Below are 18,510 nucleotides of genomic sequence, written 5' to 3' on the forward strand. Positions count from 1 at the left end.
ACTCCCAGTGACAGATTCGCAGCGGGGAATCCCTTCCTGCAACGTGCACGAAGGGATTCCTTCGTTAGGGTGATTGGTCTTTCGCACCTCTTCCGATGGGATGGATGTTCCGCTAACCAACGAGGAGTTGACATGGCCGGATCCCCCACAGCTCGCCGGCGCCGACTTGCGATCGAGCTCAAGCGGCTACGCGAGGAGAGCGGCCTCACCTGTAGCCAGGTAGGCAAGGAGTTGGACTGGAGCAGCTCCAAGGTCAGTCGGATGGAGACGGGACAGGGGCGCGTCCAAGCCTCGGATGTCGATGCGCTCTGTCGCTTCTACGCAACCCCTGAAGAGCTACGCGATCTCCTGAAGTCGCTTGCCAGGGAGTCCAAGACAAAGGGATGGTGGCACGCTCAAGGTGACGCGATCCCTGCGTGGTTCTCTGTGTATGTCGGCCTGGAGCAGGCAGTCTCCAACTTGCGCAGCTATCAGGGGGAGTTCATCCCTGGCCTGTTGCAAACCAGTGAGTACGCAGCTGAGCAGTGCCGTGCGTGGGTCGACCACACCGCAGAGGATGTTCAGCGGATGGTCGAGGTCCGGATGCGTCGCCAGGAGCTACTCACCCGGGAGGGCGCGCCCGACCTATGGGCCGTCATCCACCAAAGTGCACTGGCGCACGTGATCGGCAGCCGCCAGGTCATGGCTCATCAACTCGAACGTATGCTGGAAATCGGTAAGTTGAAGAACGTGACCGTCCAGATCCTGCCGTTCGATGCGGGCGCCTACCCCACCACGGGGTCGTACACGATCCTCGGCTTCCCAGAGCAGGAGGACCCCGACTTGGTCTACCGAGAGGGGCTCACCGATTCCGTCTACCTCGAAGAACCCAAGGATGTGACCCTTTACGCGAAGGCGTTTGATCACCTCAGGGCCTTGGCACTCAGCCCGCAACGCTCGGCCCTACTGATCGCAAGACTCTTGGAGGAGCATTCCCGATGATGCCGTCATCCAGCATCCGGTGGCACAGAAGTAGTTACAGCAATGGTATGGGGGGCGAGTGTTTGGAAGTAGCAGCACTCGCCGAGGCAATTGCAGTCAGAGACTCCAAGGTCACATTGGGGCCGCAGATCACATTGAGCGATGGCGCATGGCGGCGATTTATACAGACCCTATCCCCCCTACAGCCAGAAACCGCTAGCTGACCGGCTGCCGGGGATCACGGATAATCTCTCCGGCTCGCTGGAGGAAGCTAGCATACGCTTCCACCATCCCACTCCTAAGCTGCTAAAAGTGGACCAATCCACGCTCGATCCTGCGGCACTCACGCTCCCCATCCGCAACAAGGCGCTTGTCGTCTCCGCCGACTTTTCGGTGAGCGCATAGGCCATCAAATTGGCCTCATCCGGCCCCCATAGTGCCATTAGACTGGTTTTAGCTTGCAGTTCGAGTGTTCGCTCATGCGCCTCGCGCCGTGTTGGTCCATCAAGTCTGCGTCCACCCCGGATCTCAGGGGTAACACGGGTGAAAACGTCATCTAGAGCTGCATAAGCCTCAATGAGGGCGGCATAGGACTGATGCCGCTGACTGCGAACCCACTGCCAGTGCTCCGCTGCCGCCTGGCCATGTACCTGCGCTAACGCCGCCTCAACTGCATTCCGCCCGCCGACTTCCGCTCCATGCTTGGCGTATCTGCCTGCAATCACGGCCCCGATGATCGCGGCAGCGAAGGCGATAACGCCCGAGACGACGGTGCCTATCGCGTCACTCATCACACCATCCTCGCTCGGACCCAGCGCTACGACAACGTCCCCCGAAGCAACCTCAACGGCTCCCCGCACACCGCAAGCACGAGAACCATTAGCCTCGACCTATGACAACACCCGTACCCGGGTTTCAGCCCGGCGCGATCCTCACACGTGCACAAATCCATCCCGTGCTCGGCGGCAGCGGCTACGCCGGGATCTGCCCAGCCGTGGAGAAAAAGAACGTTTTACTGTTTTCCGACAGCAAGATCGGAGAGCGCTACGGGTATCGAGACGGATGGCTCGCCGAGGATGACGCCGTAGGCCCCATCTTTACCTACACGGGAGCTGGAAAGCGGGGCGACCAGACCCTCAACGCCGGAAATGCCGCAATCCTCGACCACGCAACCAAAGGGCGCACTCTGCACCTTTTCATAGCTGTAGGGAAGGTCCCAGGAAGTGACACTCGAACACATAGATACATAGGAAAGTTCAAAGTTGACGAACGCAATCCATTCGAGATACGGGAAGCCAAAGACGAGTTAGACCAGGATCGTAACGTCATCGTCTTCCGGTTACGCCCCATCGGGTTCTACATCCGAGAAAATTCTGACACTCTTCAGGCAACATCGAGCCCAAGATTTCGATTCAACCTGACTGCCGGACGCCTCGGTCGGACGTACCGACGTCAGCGGCGGCAACATCAGCAGCCGACCTACGCCAGCCAGCTTGAAGCAGCCCGAGACGATCTAGCGGAAGCCTTCGAAGAGCGCGAGACGGTAGCCGGGCACCCCCTCGTTCAACTGGAACTGTCGATGCGGAATTCGACGTCTCAGCTCTCATTCGACCTTTATGACCAAACGAATAACACGGTGTACGAGCCGACGGCCAGCGCCGCAAACGAGTCCATCAATCAGGCGCTAGCTCAACTCCTTACCGCGCGGCGCTACTTGACGGGTCTCGCCCACGATCAGCCCCTCCACCTCATGGTGCTCACACCGTCTCTACCTCACGAAGAGCTCCGCGGACTGCTCACTGAACACGGGATCGGCATCGTGTATCGAAACGACAGCGGCGGCTTCTCCGAGTTCGACAGCCCCACAGCCCCTGACGGCACGTCACGAGGCTTCCGTTGCGTAGATTGTCCCGTGCCCGCCTAGCGGTAGCAAATTGCGGTGTTCTACAGCGGCTGCTAGTCAAGAGCCCTGCCAGGCCTACGTCGGCGGCAAGGTTCCCCCAGCCGCCCGCTTCTTCGGCAGTGTCGTGCCTCCGCGAGCCGAGTCAAGGGCGCTCCCGCTCCGCTGCGCTCCGCGTCCGCGTCGGCCGGCGCCGATCGGCCTTCGGCCGACCCTTGACTCGGCTCAGTGCAGCACGGGGAAGCGAGCGGGCGGCCGGGAAGGATGCGGGGATGCTCAGGCCGGACGGCCGTCACGCGAGTGGACAGGACCCGGCGGTGGGAACTCGGGTCTGAGGTGGTTGAAGACGCGCGAGTTGGGAGGGCATGCGCACCCGCAGGGGAGGATCGTCGCGGGTGCCGGTGGCCGGTTCGGGGCGATCGCCGGGTTCCACGGAAGGCCGGGGGAGCCGTAGGGTTCCCCCGCTTCCGGGATTGCCATGTCGGGCAATCTCACCCACATCAGGGACAGTTTTTGGCCGGCCCCACGGTCACGATCAGGTCCACGGTGCTGCCCAGCGGCAACGCGGTGCCGCCGCCAGGGATGGTTTCGTACACCTCACCACCAGGGCAGTCCGGAGTGGTGCCGCCGATCACCGGAACGTACCCTGCGGCGCGCAGCGTGCTCTGCGCCGCCATCGTCTTCTGCCCCACCACGTCCGGCACGCGGGTGACCCCCGTCACCGGGACCGTCAGGGTCGCGAGCACACGGCTCGCGCCGGTGTCGGAGCTCGTGTCGATCCGGATCTCGGTCCACGACGCGCTGGAGGTGTCGGTGATGAACACCGACCGTGACCCACCGAGGTACAACTCGTCGGTGGACGGGTTGAATCCGGGCCCGACGATCTCCACGACGTCCTCCGCCGTGGCACCCACGCAGTTCACCCCCCATGACACCGTCGTGTTCTGCCCGTACGTCACCGGGTTCGACGACGTCACGAGTGAACCAGTGGCCGTCGCGAGGCAGTTGGCGCCCGGGTCGTCCGCGTGCGCCGGTACCGCCAGGAACAGCCCGGCCAGCGACGCGACGAACGCGGGCACCGTCCACCCGGCCACGCGCCTCAGTCCGCCCGGACCGCGCGATCCGCGCGATCGGGGGAAAACCCTCGTTTCACTCATCCCCGTATCTCCCTACACACCGCCGCCCGGGCCGTCCGGGCGAACACCCGACCAGACTGCTCGCGCAGTCCCGCGAAGGCCCGTACCGGTCCACTCAGCGGAACGGCGCAGGTCGCGGGGGTGACGCCACGACTGCCAAGTTCGCGCGTTCGTCGCGGTGGCCGGGTGGTCCAGCGCCCGTCGGATCAGGTTGCGCACGGTGGTGATCGTGTCTCGGCGAGGCTGCATAAGGCGTCGGCGGACCGCGCTTCCCCGAGTACTCATCTCGTGCTCAAGTTCTCGTTGCTCGGCTGAAGTTGACGCGACTTGAGCGAGAGGGGGATCATCCGCTTCCAGGCGTCGGCGGGCAGCGGCCCGCGTAGGGCGCGGAGCTGTACGCGTACCGGGGCGGTCGGTGAACCGATGGCCCGTCGTATGCATCCTCCATTCCGCCATCTGATTCCTCCGAGGCTCGGGGACTTTTTCATGAGCACAAGCAATTCCAGACGTGGGGACGACGCGTCGAGACGTCGCCGTCCGGCCCTGTTGACCGCCGTCGCCGCGCTCGCTGTCGCGGGTGGGGCGGCCGTGCCGGTGCCGGCGCTGGCCGACGGTGGGACCGCGGACGGCGCGACCACGCTGCAGCAGGACTTCGCGGCCGCCGCCGACGCGTATCACGTGCCGCTTCAGGTGCTGCTGGCGGTGGCCTACCAGGAGTCGGCGTGGGACACGCACGCCGGGCAGCACAGCACCGACGGCGGGTTCGGGCCGATGCATCTCACGGACGTTACTCCGGCGATGATGGCCGGTGGCGACGCGGGGGCGGCGGGGCGCGGCAACCTGAAGCAGATGGCCGCCAGTCCGGCCCTGCACACCGTTCAGGCCGCCGCGAAGCTGACCGGGCTGTCGGCGAAGGAGTTGCGCAGCGATCCGGCGGCCAACATCCGCGGGGGTGCGGCGCTGCTCGCCTCTTATCAGAAGGCTGTCGCCGGCTCCGTGTCCGCGGATCCCGGTGACTGGTACGGGGCCGTGGCCCGTTACAGCCAGGCCGGTGAGCGGCAGGGGGCCGCTGTCTTCGCCGGTCGTGTGTTCGCCACCATCAAGAAGGGTGTCAGGCGGACCACGGCCGACGGTGAGCGCGTGCGTCTGGCGGCCGACGGCGATGTCGCCCCGGCTACCGGGCAGTTGAAGGCCCTGGAGCTGAAGTCCGCGGCGGACACCGGCACCGAGTGCCCGGACACCGTCGCGTGCACCTTCGTTCCGGCGGCCGCGTCCAACGGCCAGGTGTCCAACCGGCCCGCCAACGGCATCCGGATCGACAGCATCGTCATCCACGACACGGAATCGTCGTACGACGCGGCCGTCAACTTCTTCACGCAGCCGGGCGGGTCCGCCGCGCACTACGTCATGCGGTCCTCGGACGGCGCGGTGACGCAGATGGTGCCGACGAAGGACCTCGCCTTCCACGCGGGCAACTACTCGACCAACATGCACTCGATCGGCATCGAGCACGAGGGCTACGCCGCGCACGGTGCCACCTGGTACACCGAGGCGCAGTACGAGGCCACGGCGGACCTGGTGAAGTACCTGGCCGAGCGGTTCGGCATACCTCTGGACCGGCAGCACATCATCGGCCACGACAACGTGGCCGGGCCGAAGTCGTCCCTGGTCTCCGGCATGCACTGGGATCCGGGCCCGTCCTGGGACTGGAACCACCTGATGAGCCTGCTCGGGGTGCACACCGGGCGGCACGGCGTCGGGCCCGTCGGGTCGGTGGTGACCATCGCACCCCGGTTCGAGGACAATCTGCAGACCGTGCAGATCTGCCCCTCCGACGACCCGACCGGCGCCACCACCGCGTGCACCGAGACGCAGCAGCCGTCGGACTTCGTCTACCTGCGGACCGGGCCGAGCGAGACCGCTCCCCTCTTCGGGGACCAGGCGCTGCACCCGGGTGCGGCCGGCACCGACCGGATCAACGACTGGGGCAGCACGGCGGCGGCCGGGCAGCAGTTCGTGGTCGCCGACCGGGACGGCGACTGGACCGCGATCTGGTACGGCGGCTCGAAGGTGTGGTTCTACAACCCGCACGGCTGCAACACCGCGCCCGCCCACGGCGTGAAGGTGATCTCGGCGGCCGGCGACTCGGCGGTGGCGGTGTACGGCTCCAGCTACCCGGACGCCTCCGAGTACCCCGCGGGTCTGTCGCCGTCGACGCAGGCCCCGCTCAGCATGTACACCGTCCCGGCCGGTCAGGCGTACGTGGCCACGACCGCGCCGTCGCTCACGGACGACTTCTTCCCGTCCAGCGGCAGGGTCGTCATCGGCGCCAAGGCGATGTACACCATCCAGTACAACCACCGGGTCGCCCTCGTGTACGCCTCGGACGTCACGGCGACGGACGGCTGACGGTCCGTCGGACGCACACCGGTGCACGCGCACCGGCGCACGCATGCGCGTGTGGTGCCCAGGGGGTTCCGGCCTCCTGGGCACCTTTCGTGTGCGTCAGCGGTCGTCGCGCGCGGCGAGCCGCCTGGTGGTCTCGGTCTTGACGGTCTCGTGCAGTTCCTCGGAGGTGAAGCCGAGGTTGCGGAGGATCCGGGCGGCCGGGCTCTCCGGGACGCGGATCAGGCCCAGCAGGGTGTGTTCGGTGCCGACCCAGTCGTGGCCGAGGTCGGCGGAGGCCCGGCGGGCCTGGCCGATGGCCTCCTTGCTCTCCTCCCGGAACGGGATGTGGCCGCGCAGCGCCTTCTCCCCGGCCGGGGGCAGCGCTTCCTGGATGGCGTCGCGGACGCGTTGCTCCGACTCGGTCTTCGCGACCAGCACCTCGTAGGCCAGGCCGCGGTGTTCGCCGAGCAGGCCGAGCAGGAGGTGTTCGGTGCCGATGGAGTCGTGCCTGTGGGTCCGGGCGGCCTCCTGGGCCAGCACGATGCCGTGCCGGTTGAGGTTGGTGAACCGCTCGAACGCGGCGGGCGCGTGGCGCTGCTGGGCGGCCTGCTTGGAGACACCGATGGCGTCGCCGATCTCGGTCCACGAGGCGCCGGTCTGCTTGGCCTTGCTGACGTAGTGGTCGATGAGCTGGTCACCGAGGTCGGACAGGGTCTGGGCGCGCAGCCGGGCCTCGCTGATGCGGGCGAGTGCGCCGGCTTCGGGGAGTTCCTCGTCGAGTCGGGCGATCAGGTCGGCAAGACTGATGTCGAGTGGGCTCATGCGTCAACTTTAAATTGACGGCCTCGGATCGTCAACTTGTAATTGACGACTGGGATCGCCCTCTCGTTCGGCTCCAACTCACTTGCAGAATGAGGGCATGACGACCATCCACGGGGAAGTGGCCGACGGGTTCGAAGGTGTGCGGGACGTGTTCCGCGCCAACTTTGAGGAGCGGGGGGATGTCGGGGCCGCCGTCTGCGTGTACCGGGACGGGCGGCCCGTGGTGGATCTGTGGGGCGGGGTGGCGGATCCGGAGACCGGGCGGGCGTGGGAGCGGGACACCCTGCAGCTGGTGTACTCCGCGACCAAGGGGGCCACCGCCACCGTGGCCCATCTGCTGGCCCAGCGCGGGGAGTTGGACCTCGACGCTCCGGTGGCCGACTACTGGCCGGAGTTCGGGGCGGCGGGGAAGGCAAAGATCCCGGTGCGGTGGCTGCTGTCGCACCGGGCCGGGGTGGTCACGGTCCGGCCGCCCGTGCCGTTGGCGGACGCGTTGCGCTGGCGGCCGATGACCGACGCGCTCGCCGCGCAGCGGCCGGAGTGGGAGCCGGGGACCGCGCACGGGTACCACGGGCGGACCTTCGGGTGGCTGGTCGGGGAGGTCGTACGGCGGGTCTCCGGGCGCACCCCGGGCCGGTACTTCGCCGAGGAGGTCGCCGGGCCGCTGGGCCTCGACTTCTTCGTCGGGCTGCCGGCGGCCGAGCGGGGGCGGGTCAGCCGGATGGTGTACCCGAAGCCGGAGGTCGATCTGAGCACCGTACCGCTGGACCTCGTGCCGCCGGAGGCACGGGAGTTCGTCGCCGCGCTGCAGGATCCGGAGTCGCTGAGCAACCGGGCGTTCGCGGTCACCGACCCCGTCGAGATCGACTTCAACTCGGCCGAGGTGCAGGCCGCGGAGCTGCCCGCCTCCAACGGGATCGGCACCGCGCGCGGCCTCGCCCGGATGTACGCGGCGCTGATCGGGGAGGTGGACGGGGTACGGCTGTTCAGCCCGGAGACGCTCGCGTCGGCGACCGCGGAGCAGGCCGGCGGGGTGGACAAGGTGATCATGTTCCCGGTCCGGTTCGCTTCCGGGTACATGCTGCCCGTCGAGACCAACCCGCTCACCGGTCCCCGCGCCTTCGGGCACCCCGGGCGCGGCGGGTCGCTGGGCTTCGCCGACCCGGAGCACGGCATCGCCTTCGGGTACGTCATGAACAGCATCGTCGAGGGTGCGGAGGACGTGCGGGCGTCCGCGCTCGTCGAGGCGGTGCGGGCCGCGCTGTGACCGGGTTCGCCAGGGGGGAGCGGGCGCGGTGGGTGGAAGGTGTCCTGGCCGCACACGAGAATCCGTGCGGCCAGGACACCTTCCGCCCGCCTACCGGAACGCCGGCAGGTTGCGCCCGACCCATCCCGCGAACCCGCCCGCCGGGCGGCCCAGCACGGTCGCCACGTCCGCGCTGACCCTCGCCTCGGCCGGAAGCGGCGCGCCCAGGACGTCGAGCGTGCCCGCGACCGCCTCCTCCGGCATGAAGCGGGCCATGGCCGCGTGGGCCTCCTCGCGCGAAAGCTCCACGAACGTCACCTCCTCGCCCAGCGCCGCGGAGATGACCGCCGCCTGCTGACGGGGGCTGATCGGCTGCGGGCCGGTCAGCTCGTGGACGCGGCCCCCGGGGCCGGCCTCGCCGCCCCCGCCCTGCCCGCGGTGCGAGCGGAGCGCCTTCGCCGCCACCGCCGCGATGTCCGCCGGGTCCACGACCGGGAGGGCCACGTCGGCGAAGGGGGCGAAGACCGTGCGCTTGGTACGGATCGTGTCGGCCCACGCGAAGGCGTTGGAGGCGAAGGCGCCGGGGCGCAGGATCGTGAAGTCGAGGCCCGACGCGCGTACCGCCGCCTCGAACGCGCGCAGGCGGGCGTGCGAGGGTGCCTCCGGGCGGGTGGCGCTGACCTGCGAGGAGACCAGGACGACCCGTTCGACGCCGGCGTCCGCGGCCGCCCGGAGCAGCAGCTCGGGGTTCTCGCCGAAGGCGTTGAGTTCGCCGCCCAGGACGATGAACAGGGCGCGGGCCCCGGTCAGGGGCGCCCGCATGCTCGCCGCGTCCCCGACATGGCCCTCGGCCCACCGGAGTCCGGGGGTGGCGGACGAGGCCTGCCGGGGGTGCCGGGACACCGCCACCACCTCCTCGCCCGCCTCGGTCAGCAGGTCCACCAGCGTCCGGCCGATGTTGCCGGTGGCGCCCGTCACTGTGATCATCCGTTCCCCCTACGAGTTAGTTAGCTGACTGACTTAGTCGGCTGGCGCAGACGCTAGCACGGGTGACTCCCCGGTTGTCTATAGTCAGTTGGGTGACCAACTCAGTGGACCGGCGGGTGCGGGCGTCGCAGAAACGGCAGCGGCTGATGGCCGCGGCCGCCCGGGTCCTGCACGAGCAGGGCGTCGAGCGCACCACCCTCGCGGACATCGCGCGGGAGGCCGACGTCCCGGTCGGGAACGTCTACTACTACTTCAAGACCAAGGACGAGCTGGTCCGGGCCGCGCTCGGCGAACACACCGCGCACCTCGACGAACTCACGGCCCGGCTCGACCGGTTGCCCGACCCGCGCGACCGGCTCAGGGCACTGGTCGAGACGTGGGTCGAGCAGCGTGACGTCGCCGCCCGGTACGGCTGCCCCACCGGCACCCTGGCCGCCGAGCTCGGCAAGCGCGACGAGGGGACCCTCGACGCGGAGGCCGGCGCGGTGATCCGGCGGCTGCTGGACTGGGCGGCACGCCAGTTCCGCGAGATGCGGCTGTCCGGCCCGGACGACCCGGACGGCCTGGCCCTCACCCTCGTCGCCGGCTACCAGGGCATGTCGCTGCTGGCCCACGCACTGCGCGACCCGGGCGTCATGACCCGCGAAGGCGCCCGTCTCCTCGACTGGCTCGGCTCACTGCGGTGACGGCCGCGGCGCGGGCGGGAGCCAATGAGCCTTCCCTGAAAATCCTTTGAAACATTTCCCCCGGCCCACCGCATCAGTGAGGTGGAACGGCAGAGCGCCGGGCCGGGGGCGGGGTCAGGGACCGGGAAGCGGGGAGAGCTTGCGGATGAGTCAGAGGGCTGGGGAGGACTACACCGAGTTCGCCGCGGCGCGGGCCGGGCATCTGTACCGGTCCGCCTGTCTGCTCACCGCCGGGGACACGCACCTCGCGGAGGACCTGGTGCAGGAGGCCCTCGGGCGGATCTACGTCCGCTGGGGCCGGGTCTCCCGCGCCGAGAACCCCGCCGGGTACGCGCAGACCGTCCTCACCCGGACCTTCCTCGCCCACCGGAGGCGGTTCAGCAGCAGGGAGCGGGCCAGGGACTCGTTCCCCGAACTGGCCGACACCGGGGCCGATCCCGGCGGCGCCGACCCCTCGCTGCGGCTGACCCTCCTCGACGCGCTGGCGCGGCTGCCCGCCAAGGACCGGGCCGTCGTCGTCCTGCGGTACTGGGAGGACCGGTCGGTGCACGAGACCGCCGACGCGCTGAACATGAGCTCGGCCGCGGTCCGTACGCGGTGCGTGCGCGCCCTCGGGCGGTTGCGCGAGCTGCTGGGCGAGGACCTCGCCGAGTACGCCCGCCCCTGACATCAACCTTTGTGGAGACGGTGGTTCGTCATGCCCGTGGAGCGGCAGCACAACGACAGCGACAACGACAACAACCACGACGACGCCTTCGAGGTGCGGCTCTCCGCCGCCCTGCACGACGCCGGGGACACCTTCGACGCCGACCGGGGCGCGCTCGTCGCCGGCGGTTCGGTGCGGGGACGGCGGCTACGGCTGTGGCGGCGGACGACCGTGCTGGGGGGCACGGCCGGCGTCGCGCTCGCCGGGGTCGGCGGGGCGCTGCTGGTGCCCTGGAGCGGGGCACCGTCCGAACGGCCCCCCGCCGCCGTGAGCACCAACCCGCACCCCACGGTCTCCCCCACCGCCCGCGCCGTCACCTCGGACGAGATGATCAGCACGCTGGAGAGGCTGCTGCCCGAGGGGAAGTTCGGCAAGGCGGAGGGCCGGGGCGTCGACGCGAGCGAACCGCTCGTGGCGCCGTACGCGCAGGTCGTGTTCGACGACGGGCAGGGCCCCGGCGCCGTCAGCGTCGCCGTGAACCGGGTGCTGCCGGGCGGCTACGACGCCCGGCAGGCCGTCCGGTGCCCGGACAAGGTCTACACGCCGTACGACAGTTGCAGCACCAGCCGGCTGCCCGACGCGTCCGTCGTCACCGTCGTGAAGGGGTACGAGTACCCCGACCGGCGAGTGGACACCAAGCTCTGGACGGCGAACCTCGTCACCCCGGACGGCCATCACGTCTCCGTCAGCGAGTGGAACGCCGCCGCCGAGAAGGACGCGCCGATCAGCCGGGTCGAACCGCCGCTGTCCGCAGGCCAGTTGAAGAAGCTGGCGGCCGCGCAGGAGTGGCGCGGGGTCGTCGACGCCATCCCGGAGGATCCCCGGCAGACCCAGGAACCGCCCGCGGCGCAGGAGGACGGCGGGGCGATCCGGAAGACCCTGACCTCGCTCGTCCCCAAGGGCCTGAAGGTGGTGGCGCACGGGAGCGACGACGACGCCCAGTTCACGTACGTCGTCGTGGACGACGGCAAGGGGCGCAGTCTCGTCCAGATCAACGTGCAGCCGGACATGTCCGACGTCGCGGGGCAGCTGTTCGGGGCCGGGTCCGAGACGCTCGCCGACGGGACCAGGGTCGCCGAGCGGAAGCAGCCCGGGGAGAAGGGCGGCGCTGGGGTCGTCATGTGGACCGTCGACACCCTGCGCACCGACGGCTTCCGCGTGGTGGTCAGCGCCTTCAACTCGGGCTCCCAGCAGAGCGCCGCGACCCGCACCGCGCCGGCCCTGACCCTGAAGCAGCTGCGCGCCATCGCGCTCAGCCCCAAGTGGCGGTCGTAGATCGTGGATGCCGTCCTGACCTGCGCGGTCGTCGCCGCCGTGGTTGACGGAGGCAACCTGGCCCTCCTTCGGCCTTCTGCCGTTTCCTCATCGCGAGTTCAACCAAGTCACGGGCCCCCGGAGTTGCGCGTCCTCGCAGGTGGCGAGAGCGTGGAGGAGGAGGGGCGCGTGTGATACGGGCCGTCGTACGGGGTCGAGGACGGCTGTCCGGTACCCGGCGGATCCGCCCGCACGCACATCGGGTCATCGGTACACGGCAGATCCACCCCGCACATCGAACCTGACCGCGCATCGGTGACGCGTGTCCGCATCCTGACGAACGGCGGGTGCACGGACACCGGGCACCCGCCGGAGAGCAGGAGACAGCACAGCGCGGAAAGGCAGAAGGCCATGGCCAACGGGTCCTTGGGAGGCTTTCCCGGCAGTGAGCCGCCGGGCCGGGCCGAGAACCCCACCCAGCGAAACGCGGAATACACCGGGCGGTACGTCGTGCTGCTCGACCAGTCCGATCCCGAGCGCGGGATGAACGCCCTGCGCTCCTCCGCCGGCATCGCGTCCGTGGAACGGGTCACCGGGGCGGAGTCGGCGAGCGCGGTCGAACTGCTCTCCCGTCCCGAGACCTCGGTGCTCTTCGACGAACTCGCGGTCGCCGTCGTCGACGCGCAGCCCGACCAGCGGCATGCGCTGGTGACCGCGGCGGAGGCGGAGCCGCTGGTCATCGCCGCGGAGCCGGAGCGCATGGTGTACGCGACCGCGATCACCGCGGCCCAGCAGACACTGACCGGCTTCTTCCCGGCGTACCGCAGCGACGAGGCGGAGATACGACGGTTCACGCGGGCCGAGATCGCCGCCCAGCTCGGTCCGGCCTGGGACGAGTCCGACGTGACCTGGGGACTCCAGGCCGTCCGCGCGCACCTGTCCGGACAGACCGGGCAGGACGTGAAGATCGCCGTACTCGACACCGGAGTGGACACCACCCATCCCGACCTCGCCGGCTGCCTGGAGGAGACCGCCTCCTTCGTGCCCGGTCAGAGCGTGGAGGACGGCCACGGTCACGGCACCCACTGCATCGGTACGGTGGCCGGTCCCGCCCAGCCGCAGCAGGGACCCCGCTACGGCATCGCGGGCGGGGCACGGGTCCTCGCCGGCAAGGTGCTGAGCAACCAGGGCTCCGGCAGCGACGGTCAGATCCTGGCCGGCATGGCCTGGGCGATCGCGCACGGCGCACGGGCGATCTCGATGTCGCTCGGGGCCGCGGTGATGCCGGGAGAGCCGTTCCCGCAGACGTACGAGAACATCGCGCAGCGGGCCCTGCGGCTCGGTACGGTGATCGTCGCCGCGGCCGGCAACGAGAGCCGCCGGCCCGGTGACATCGAGCCGGTGGACCGGCCCGCCAACTGCCCGTCCATCCTCGCGGTGGGCGCGGTCGACAAGGCGCTGGCCGCCGCCTGGTTCTCGTGCGGCGCGATCAACGGCCAGGGCGGTGAGGTCGACATCGCCGCACCGGGCGTGGACGTCATCTCGGCCGCGCCGGGCGGTGGCCGCCAGACGATGTCCGGCACCAGCATGGCCACGCCCCACGTCGCCGGCGCCCTCGCCCTCTTCGGCCAGGCGCACCCGAACGCCACCGCGGCCGAGCTGAAGGACCTGCTGCTGTCGGCCGCCTACCCGCTGTCGCAGCGCCCCAGTGACATCGGCAGCGGCCTGCTGCAGGTCCCGTGACCGAGGCACAGGGTTCCGCGAAGCCGGTCGGGGTCGTCGTCTCCGTCGATCCCGACCGGTTCGCCGAGGTGGTGGCGAGGCTGCGGCACGCCGGACTCACCGTCACCGGGGAGCAGCCGCTGCTCGGCGCCCTGACGGGCACCGTCCCCGGCGGGGACCTCATCCCGGCGCTGGCGGCCCTGGACGGCGTCGAGTCCGTCGACCGGGAGGTCACCTATCGAGCCGAGGAGAGTTGATCCCGGGCGACTCAAGTCCGCTCGGCGCACCCGTCTCCGCGTTAGCCTCGGGAGATCCAGGCAGAGACAGGAGACAGGCATGGCCAGGGTTCCCAGTTCGGTGATCGCCGCGGGTGGGCTCGTCGGAGGGTACGGCGTCGCACGCTGGACCAGGAAGCGGCCGCTGGGCGGGGCCGTGCTGGCCGTCGCCGGGGCCGCGGCCGCGCAGCAGTGGCGGCAGCAGGCGGGCGGCAAGGCGGCCGGGGCACTGTCCGCCGCGTACGTCGCCGCGTTCGCCGGATCGCACCCGCTGGCCAAGAAGGTCGGCGCCTGGCCGTCCGTCTTCACAGTGGCGGGCGCGGTGGCACTGGCATCCTGGGCCGTCGCGGACAGGCGGGCGTAGCGCCCCAAAGGGGCGGGGACGTGGGGGCGGCGTAGCGCCCCAAAGGGGCGCTGGCGGCACCCCGGCCGAAGGCTGGGGGAGGAACTGCGCGACCAGCCACGACGGCGCCGCGGACGAACGACGACCTCCCAGCGGAGCGCTACGCGTCGGAGGTGCGGAAGGCCTGAGGGCGACGTAGCGCCCCAAAGGGGCGCTGGGGGCACCCCGGCCGAAGGCTGGGGGAGGAACTGCGCGACCAGCCACGACGGCGCCGCGGACGAACGACGGCCCACTGCGGCAGTCCCAGCGGAGCGCCTACGCGTCGGAGGTGCGGAAGGCCCGGCGGTAGGCCTGGGGGCTGGTGCCGACCACTCTCCTGAAGCGTTCGCGGAACGCCGTCGGGGAGCCGAAGCCCGACTGGCTCGCGATGCGTTCCACGGGGTGGGCGGTGGTCTCCAGCAGGTGCTGGGCCCTGCGCACTCGCGCCCGGTGCAGCCACTGCAGCGGGGTCGTGCCGGTCTGCTCGCGGAAGCGGCGGTTGAGGGTGCGGGTGCTCATGCCGGCCTGTGCCGCGACCTCGTCCAGGGTCAGGTCGCGGTCGCAGTGGTCCTCCAGCCAGGCCAGCAGCGGCTCCAGGGTCGCGCCGGCCGGGGCCGGTGGCTGGTCGTGGACGATGAACTGGGCCTGGCCGCCCTCCCGTTCCAGCGGCATGACCGACATCCGGGCGGCGTGCGCGGCGACCGCCGAGCCGTAATCCCTGCGGATCATGTGCAGGCACACGTCCATGGCCGCCGCCGCGCCCGCCGAGGTCAGGAACTGGCCGTTGTCGACGTACAGGACGTTCGGGTCGACGTCGACGCACGGGTGCAGCGCGGCCAGGGTGTCGGCCGCGGCCCAGTGCGTGGTGGCGCGCAGGCCGTCCAGCAGGCCGGTGGCCGCGAGGACGAACGCCCCGACGCAGACCGACGCGATCCGCGTGCCGTTCGCCGCCGCCGCGCGCAGGGCGTCGGCGACCTCGGGCGGCAGGACACCGGCGGGATCCGCGACGCCCGGCACGATGATCGTGTCCGCCTCGGCCAGCGCCTCCAGCCCGTACGGCGCCTTGATCGTGAACGCGCCGCCCGCGGCCGTCACCTCGGCCGCCGGCCCGCACACCCGCACCCGGTAGGCGTCCCGGCCGTCGGGCAGCCGGGCCCAGCCGAAGGTGTCGATCGGCACGGTGAAGTCGGACGGGATGACCTGGTCCAGGACGAGTACGGCGACGGTGTGCATGGCAGGAACGTAGCCGTTCGACGGGTTGCCGCCAATCGCGGGGGGGTTCCGGCGCGGGTGCCGGAGTTCCCTGGCGAGAATCCGTCGAAGGGTGGCAGTATCGCCGCTTCTGCGCGATCTTCCGGCCGCCTACGGTCGTCGCCGTGACCAAGTTCCTCCTCGCCGTCCATGTCCTCGCGGCGATCGTCGCGATCGGTCCCGTCACCGTCGCCGCCAGCATGTTCCCGCCGGCCGCCCGCCGCGCCCTCGAGGCACCGGACGACCTCCGGGCCGCCGAGACCGTCCAGCTGCTGCACCGGATATGCCGGGTGTACGCCGTCGTCGGCGTCGTCGTCCCCGTGTTCGGGTTCGCCACGGCGAGCACCATGCATGTGCTGGGCAGCGCCTGGCTGATCACGTCGATCGCGCTCACCGCACTCGCCGCACTCGTCCTCGCCGCGCTGGTACTGCCCCGGCAGAGCGCGCTGGTGGAGGCCGGCGCCGGTGGTGGCACGCGGCAGATGACCCGACAACTGGCCATGTTCACGGGGGTGTTCAACCTGCTGTGGGCCGCCGTGACGGTACTGATGATCGTGCGGCCGGGGTCGACGACGGGCGCCTGAGCGGCGTATTGGGCTGCTGGTTTTCTGTTATCGGGGGCCGGGCGGGCCCGTCTCCCGGGGCATGCACGTGACTCGACAGATCAGCCGCCGGAGCATGATGAAGGCCTCGGGCCTGGCAGCGGGGATCGCCGCCGTGGGCGCGGCCGCTCCCGCTGTCGCCGCCGGGGCCGGAACCGGGGCCTTCGCCCATCCCGGTCTGCTGCACACCCGTACCGACCTCGACCGGATGGCCGCCAAGGTGAAGGCGGGCGCCGCGCCCTACACGGCCGGGTTCGCCAGGCTCACCGCCAACCGGCACGCGCAGAGCGGCTGGCAGGCGCGGCCACAGGCCGTGGTCTACCGGGGGTCGGGCACCCCGGAGAACTACACGATCCTCTACAACGACATCCACGCCGCCTACCAGAACGCCCTGCGCTACCACGTGACCGGCGACAGCGCGTACGCCGACACCGCGGTCGCCGTCCTCAACGCCTGGTCCGCCACCCTCACCGCGGTCGACGGTTCCGCCGACCGGTTCCTGGCCGCCGGGCTGTACGGCTACCAGTTCGCCAACGCCGCCGAACTCGTCCGGGACCACGGGGACTTCGAGCTGGCCCGCTTCCAGGAGATGCTCGCCGGGAAGTTCGGCGCGACGAGCGACGACTTCCTCGTCCGGCACAACGGCGCCGTCGTCTCCAACTACTGGACCAACTGGGACCTGGCCAACATGGCCTGCGTCCTCGCCACCGGCATCTTCTGCGACGACCGCGCCCAGGTCGCCCGCGCGGTCGACTACTTCAAGCACGGCGCCGGACTCGGTTCGATCAGGAACGCGATTCCCGTCGTGTACGACGACGAGGGAACCGACGGCGGCGGGCTGGGCGAGTGGCTGGAGGCGGGACGCGACCAGGGGCACGCGCTGCTCGGGGTGGGCCTGATGGGCACGTTCTGCGAGATGGCGTGGAACCAGGGGATCGACCTGTACGGCTACGACGACAGCCGGTTCCTCAAGGGGGCGCAGTACGTCGCCAAGTGGAGCCTGGGCGGGCAGGTGCCGTTCACCGCGAACACCCGGCGGAAGGGGGCGATCGGGGGATGGTCGGGAAGTGAGACGGTGACGGCCGCGGCGGGCGTCGATCCGTCGATGATCCGGCCCGTCTGGGCGATGATCGCCAACCACTACACCAAGCGGCGGGGCATGTCGGCGACGTACGTCACCCGGATCGCGGCGAAGGCGGCGCCGGAGGGCGGGGGCGGGGACTACGGGCCGAACAGCGGGGGGTACGACCAACTGGGCTTCGGGACGTTGGCGTTCACGCGGGACCGGGTGAGCGAGGGGGGCGGGGATGCGGCGGGAGGTAGGACGGCTTCGCCGAGTCCGACGGCATCCGCCTCGGCGTCCACAGCCGCCTCGGCGCCCGCGCCGTCCCCCTCGGCGATGGGCAGGGGCGGCGACGACCTTGCCGCCACCGGGTCCGGGGGCGTCGTCGGGTGGGCCGCGGCCACGGGGGTCACGGCGCTGGCGGGCGGGTTGCTGCTTCTTCGGAGGCGAGGGCGCCGGGCGAGGTAGTGCCGCGGTGCGCCGTCGTTCGGCCGCGGCGCCGTCGTGGCTGATCGCGCAGTTCCTCCCCCAGCCTTCGGCCGGGGTGACCCAGCGCCCCTTCGGGGCGCCCGCTGCTTGCTCCACTCGTGGGTCCTGGCCGCCCGTTCGGCCGAACGCGGGCGGCTCAGGGCCGTCTCCCGCGGCCCCCAGCCGCCAGGATGGCCGGAGGATCACGCCATGGTGCGGGTGAACCGCGAGCGTCTGGAGACACACACCGGTGACCGTTCTCAACGAGCCCGAGCCCTCGGCCGTCCCCCATTACGACAGCGAGGTGCCGCTGCGGGGCCGGCAGCCCGGCAACGTCGTGGTGAAGTGGCTCACCACCACCGACCACAAGACGATCGGCACGCTGTACCTGGCCACGTCGTTCGCGTTCTTCCTGATCGGCGGTGTGATGGCGCTGGTGATGCGCGCCGAGCTCGCCCGGCCGGGCCTGCAGATCGTCTCGAACGAGCAGTTCAACCAGGCGTTCACGATGCACGGCACGGTGATGCTGCTGATGTTCGCGACGCCGCTGTTCGCCGGCTTCACGAACTGGATCATGCCGCTGCAGATCGGCGCGCCGGACGTCGCGTTCCCGCGGCTGAACATGTTCGCCTACTGGCTCTACCTGTTCGGCTCGACCATCG

Annotated in this window: 19 protein-coding genes; 14 read left to right on the top strand and 5 right to left on the bottom strand. The window is 70.3% G+C overall.

Going from position 1 to position 18,510, the window contains the following annotated elements; genetic code table 11:
* The first annotated feature begins 132 nt into the window (after positions 1 to 132).
* The gene (locus JF597_RS03290) at positions 133 to 981 is read left to right on the top strand and encodes a helix-turn-helix transcriptional regulator (protein ID WP_293988459.1); all 849 of its coding nucleotides are present in this window, start codon (positions 133 to 135) and stop codon (positions 979 to 981) included.
* Positions 981 to 1,184 carry a DUF397 domain-containing protein gene (locus tag JF597_RS03295; RefSeq protein WP_293988505.1) on the top strand — a complete coding sequence of 68 codons (204 nt, stop codon included), beginning with the start codon at positions 981 to 983 and terminating at the stop codon, positions 1,182 to 1,184. Before JF597_RS03290 ends, JF597_RS03295 begins: the two co-directional genes overlap by 1 nt.
* On the opposite strand, the gene JF597_RS03300 is transcribed toward JF597_RS03295, so the two are convergent.
* Positions 1,161 to 1,751, bottom strand: a complete 591-nt coding sequence (locus JF597_RS03300) for a hypothetical protein (RefSeq protein ID WP_293988462.1) — start codon at positions 1,749 to 1,751, stop codon at positions 1,161 to 1,163. The genes JF597_RS03295 and JF597_RS03300 overlap by 24 nt on opposite strands.
* A 101-nt stretch (positions 1,752 to 1,852) precedes the next feature.
* On the opposite strand from JF597_RS03300, the gene JF597_RS03305 reads away from it, so the two are divergent.
* On the top strand, positions 1,853 to 2,884 hold the full coding sequence (locus tag JF597_RS03305; protein ID WP_293988464.1) for a hypothetical protein: 1,032 nt from the start codon (positions 1,853 to 1,855) through the stop codon (positions 2,882 to 2,884).
* 476 nt (positions 2,885 to 3,360) lie between these two features.
* On the opposite strand, the gene JF597_RS03310 is transcribed toward JF597_RS03305, so the two are convergent.
* Positions 3,361 to 3,954 carry a PASTA domain-containing protein gene (locus tag JF597_RS03310; RefSeq protein ID WP_293988466.1) on the bottom strand — a complete coding sequence of 198 codons (594 nt, stop codon included), beginning with the start codon at positions 3,952 to 3,954 and terminating at the stop codon, positions 3,361 to 3,363.
* A 528-nt stretch (positions 3,955 to 4,482) separates the two neighbouring features.
* On the opposite strand from JF597_RS03310, the gene JF597_RS03315 reads away from it, so the two are divergent.
* The gene (locus JF597_RS03315) at positions 4,483 to 6,405 is read left to right on the top strand and encodes an N-acetylmuramoyl-L-alanine amidase (RefSeq protein ID WP_293988469.1); all 1,923 of its coding nucleotides are present in this window, start codon (positions 4,483 to 4,485) and stop codon (positions 6,403 to 6,405) included.
* A gap of 96 nt (positions 6,406 to 6,501) precedes the next feature.
* Here the strand turns inward: JF597_RS03315 and JF597_RS03320 are convergent, their stop codons facing one another.
* Entirely contained in the window at positions 6,502 to 7,206 is a 705-nt protein-coding gene (locus JF597_RS03320) for a Clp protease N-terminal domain-containing protein (RefSeq protein WP_293988472.1), read from the bottom strand.
* Positions 7,207 to 7,303: 97 nt separating this feature from the next.
* On the opposite strand from JF597_RS03320, the gene JF597_RS03325 reads away from it, so the two are divergent.
* Positions 7,304 to 8,473, top strand: a complete 1,170-nt coding sequence (locus JF597_RS03325; protein WP_293988474.1) for a serine hydrolase domain-containing protein — start codon at positions 7,304 to 7,306, stop codon at positions 8,471 to 8,473.
* A gap of 90 nt (positions 8,474 to 8,563) precedes the next feature.
* On the opposite strand, the gene JF597_RS03330 is transcribed toward JF597_RS03325, so the two are convergent.
* The gene (locus JF597_RS03330; RefSeq protein WP_293988477.1) at positions 8,564 to 9,439 is read right to left on the bottom strand and encodes an NAD(P)H-binding protein; all 876 of its coding nucleotides are present in this window, start codon (positions 9,437 to 9,439) and stop codon (positions 8,564 to 8,566) included.
* A gap of 92 nt (positions 9,440 to 9,531) precedes the next feature.
* Here JF597_RS03330 and JF597_RS03335 point away from each other — a divergent pair, with 92 nt between their 5' ends.
* From JF597_RS03335 to JF597_RS03360, 6 genes are all read left to right on the top strand, one after another.
* Positions 9,532 to 10,125 carry a TetR/AcrR family transcriptional regulator gene (locus JF597_RS03335; RefSeq protein WP_293988479.1) on the top strand — a complete coding sequence of 198 codons (594 nt, stop codon included), beginning with the start codon at positions 9,532 to 9,534 and terminating at the stop codon, positions 10,123 to 10,125.
* 145 nt (positions 10,126 to 10,270) lie between these two features.
* Positions 10,271 to 10,792, top strand: coding sequence for a SigE family RNA polymerase sigma factor (locus JF597_RS03340; protein WP_293988481.1), 522 nt, complete (start codon positions 10,271 to 10,273; stop codon positions 10,790 to 10,792).
* Between the two features lie 30 nt (positions 10,793 to 10,822).
* On the top strand, positions 10,823 to 12,106 hold the full coding sequence (locus JF597_RS03345; protein WP_293988483.1) for a hypothetical protein: 1,284 nt from the start codon (positions 10,823 to 10,825) through the stop codon (positions 12,104 to 12,106).
* A 390-nt stretch (positions 12,107 to 12,496) separates the two neighbouring features.
* A complete protein-coding gene (locus JF597_RS03350; protein WP_293988486.1) occupies positions 12,497 to 13,828 on the top strand; it encodes a S8 family serine peptidase in 1,332 nt (443 codons plus the stop codon).
* On the top strand, positions 13,825 to 14,064 hold the full coding sequence (locus tag JF597_RS03355; protein ID WP_293988488.1) for a hypothetical protein: 240 nt from the start codon (positions 13,825 to 13,827) through the stop codon (positions 14,062 to 14,064). Before JF597_RS03350 ends, JF597_RS03355 begins: the two co-directional genes overlap by 4 nt.
* A gap of 79 nt (positions 14,065 to 14,143) precedes the next feature.
* The gene (locus tag JF597_RS03360) at positions 14,144 to 14,446 is read left to right on the top strand and encodes a hypothetical protein (protein WP_293988490.1); all 303 of its coding nucleotides are present in this window, start codon (positions 14,144 to 14,146) and stop codon (positions 14,444 to 14,446) included.
* 294 nt (positions 14,447 to 14,740) lie between these two features.
* Here JF597_RS03360 and JF597_RS03365 read toward each other — a convergent pair whose 3' ends face one another.
* Positions 14,741 to 15,697, bottom strand: coding sequence for a helix-turn-helix domain-containing protein (locus tag JF597_RS03365; RefSeq protein ID WP_293988493.1), 957 nt, complete (start codon positions 15,695 to 15,697; stop codon positions 14,741 to 14,743).
* Positions 15,698 to 15,840: 143 nt separating this feature from the next.
* Between JF597_RS03365 and JF597_RS03370 the strand changes: the two genes are divergently transcribed.
* The 3 genes from JF597_RS03370 to JF597_RS03380 all read left to right on the top strand — a co-directional run.
* Positions 15,841 to 16,299 (top strand): hypothetical protein, encoded by a 459-nt coding sequence (locus tag JF597_RS03370; protein ID WP_293988496.1) that lies wholly within the window; start codon positions 15,841 to 15,843, stop codon positions 16,297 to 16,299.
* A gap of 94 nt (positions 16,300 to 16,393) precedes the next feature.
* Entirely contained in the window at positions 16,394 to 17,848 is a 1,455-nt protein-coding gene (locus tag JF597_RS03375) for an alginate lyase family protein (RefSeq protein ID WP_293988499.1), read from the top strand.
* 250 nt (positions 17,849 to 18,098) lie between these two features.
* Positions 18,099 to 18,510: cbb3-type cytochrome c oxidase subunit I (locus JF597_RS03380; RefSeq protein ID WP_293988502.1), on the top strand; the 412-nt coding region annotated here is incomplete at its 3' end.

The organism is Streptomyces sp., from assembly GCF_019510245.1.
Lineage (GTDB): Bacteria > Actinomycetota > Actinomycetes > Streptomycetales > Streptomycetaceae > Streptomyces.